The sequence below is a fragment of the Leucobacter sp. 7(1) genome, assembly GCF_900163635.1.
Classification (GTDB): domain Bacteria; phylum Actinomycetota; class Actinomycetes; order Actinomycetales; family Microbacteriaceae; genus Leucobacter.
Window position 1 is genome coordinate 1 of sequence record NZ_FUID01000074.1, and the last position, 2,525, is coordinate 2,525.

The following is a 2,525-nucleotide window of genomic DNA, read 5'->3' on the forward strand; positions in this document are numbered from 1 at the left end:
CGTATTCGGCGGTCTGGGAGGCGTCTTCGATCTGCCCCATCTTCTGCCGCTGCGCAGCATCCGAGATCAGCTCGGTCTTCTTCTTCCGGATATCCCGTGCCGCCTGATCCGACCGGATCGGCGTACACACCAGCGAGAACGCCCGCTGAATCCCCGACGACAACAACACCGGGGCGAGGAACCCCGGATACACCTGCGACCTCGGCCACTCCGACACCCACAGCACCGCATGGAACGCGGAATCCGACCGCAACCGATCCCACGACTCGGTCACCGCGACAGGCCCCGCGGTCGCAAGCGTGCGCCCGATGTCGGTGTTCCGTTCGAGGATCGCGGCCGTGGCGGGGTCGTAGGCGGATCGGAGGATCACCGCGACCTGTGCGGGGGTGAGCCACCCGGTGTTCGTGAGCTCCGCCGCCCGCAACGCCGTCACGAGGGTGGTCATCTCTTGGCGTAGGACGGCGGCGGCTCCCTTGATGCCGCCGCCGTTGGTGCGGACCTGACGGGCGGTAGCTTTGAGGTCGAGGGCGACGCTGATGGTGGTGGCGTGGCGTTCCCCGGCGGGTCCGGCACGGTCGATGAGCTCGCGGTACACGGTGGAGGTCCAAGACCCGTCGTCAGTGCCGTGGCGTTGCCACCACTCGATCAGTCCGGAACCTCCATCGGGGAGCGTGCGTTCGCACACTTGCAGGCGGGCGATCCTCCCGGACCGGCAGGTCGTGGCGAGCACGCGCCCCCAGGTAGCGACCCGGCGTTCCTGCTCGCCCTGGTCGAGGAGCACGAACGCAGGATGCGAGACGCCGACGATCGCGGTGAGGGTCTGGCCGTGGGGGTCGTGGATCATCGCCGCGCCCGTGTCCGGGTCTTCCCATTCCCGAAGCGACGCCGCGTCACCGGGTAACGCCAACGTTCCTGCGGGGCGGGGTTTCACAATCCGGCGGCGGAACACCGTCTGCCGCTTCTGGGTGCGGGCGACCCACCGGGCGGTGACGGGCACCCACTCGACCAGCTTCCGGCCACCGACAGGTGTCCAGGCGAGCGTTGCGGAGAGGAGCCAGATGGGTGCGGTCCAGGCCAGCAGCATCCCGCCGCCGGCGTAGAGGGCACCGACGATGGAGAGGACACCGATGGCGAGGACGATGAGTTGCGGGATGGACAGTCCGAGGAGGATGCCGCGGCGGGTGAGGCGGGAGAACTGCATCGCCCGCAACCCAAACCCCGCACTGCTCGTGTTGTGCTGAGTCGACATCAGTCTCACTCCTTCCCGGCAGACGGCTTCGGCGACGGCGCAGGCGGAGGCGTCGAGGGTGCCGGGCATGCCGGTGGCGCGGTCGGCGTGTGACTCGGTGCAGGCGGTGGTGGTGCGGGTTGCACAGTCTCACCGGCCCCTGCCGCGTGCCCTTCCGCGGCACCGCCGACCTTGCCGCCGAGCTTCGGCCCCGCGGTCGCTGCCGCACCGACCACCTGAGCTCCGACAACGACCGCTGCCGCCGGTCCCGCAGCAGCAGCCCCGCCAGCTCCGGCACCGGCTGCGCCCGCACTGCCGCCCGCGCTCCCGGCACCCGCACCGGCCGCGCCACCGGAACCACCTCCTGCCGCTGCGCCCCCTCCGACTGCGGGCGTCGCAGTCGTTGCGGGCGGGGTGCCTCCACCGGATGGTGCCGCGCCGCCGCCCTTATCGCCGGCGGCATCGAGTACCTTCTTCGCCCCGTCGGTCTTCGGTGCTGACGGCACAGGGACGGGACGGTTGAGCGCGGACTTAGCTTCTTGCTCCGCGCTCATCGAGTGGTACATATCGAAGCCGATGAACGTGACGAACTTGTACGTGATGTACGGGGCGAACGCGGCGATGAACATCAGCACGACCCCGGCGATGGGGTCGCTGATCGACGCGAGATCCAGCTCGATCGGCGCGGACACTTGGGTGATCGCGACGAGGAAGATCACCACCAGCACCAGCTTCGACAAGATCAGCGCGATCACGAACGTCGCCCACTTTCCGAACCAGCCCTTGGTCGCATCCCAGGAGAACCCGGCGAGAGCGATGGGGGCGAACACGATTGCGACCAGCAGGAGGGCTTTGCGGATTAGGAGGGAGAACCACACGATTGCCGCCGCGCTGATGGCAAGGCCCGCGAGGAAGATCGTGACGATCGCCCCGACGCCGGGGGCGGCGATGTTGATCCCCGCGAACCCCGCCGCAAGCAGGGTGATGCGGTCGCCGATGGATTCCATCGTGTTCCCCGTCGCTTGCACGATGCCGACCGCGAGTTGATCGGTGATCTCCAGCAGCAGGCCGGTGAGTCCGATGGCGACGAAGGAGCCGAGGATGCTTTTCGCCGCCCCGAGGGCGGCGCGGGTGAGGGCGGTGGGGTCGCGGTGGATGAGTCCGGTGATCAGTTGCAGGCAGAAGAAGATCAGCACCACGAACACCGCGACCCCGAACAGGATGTTGTAGACCCCGACGTAACCTTCGTCGGTGACGTCGACGAGGGTGGTGGTGTCGAACACCGCCCAGACCGCCT

General features: G+C 68.6%; 2 protein-coding genes. Both read right to left on the reverse strand.

What is annotated here, in order from left to right:
• Positions 1–1,249: SCO6880 family protein (locus tag FM113_RS14195; RefSeq protein ID WP_087015481.1), on the reverse strand; the 1,249-nt coding region annotated here is incomplete at its 3' end.
• Positions 1,250–1,254: 5 nt separating this feature from the next.
• Positions 1,255–2,525, reverse strand: a 1,271-nt coding sequence (locus FM113_RS14200) for a conjugal transfer protein TrbL (protein WP_140393379.1), incomplete at its 5' end; no start/stop codon positions are given.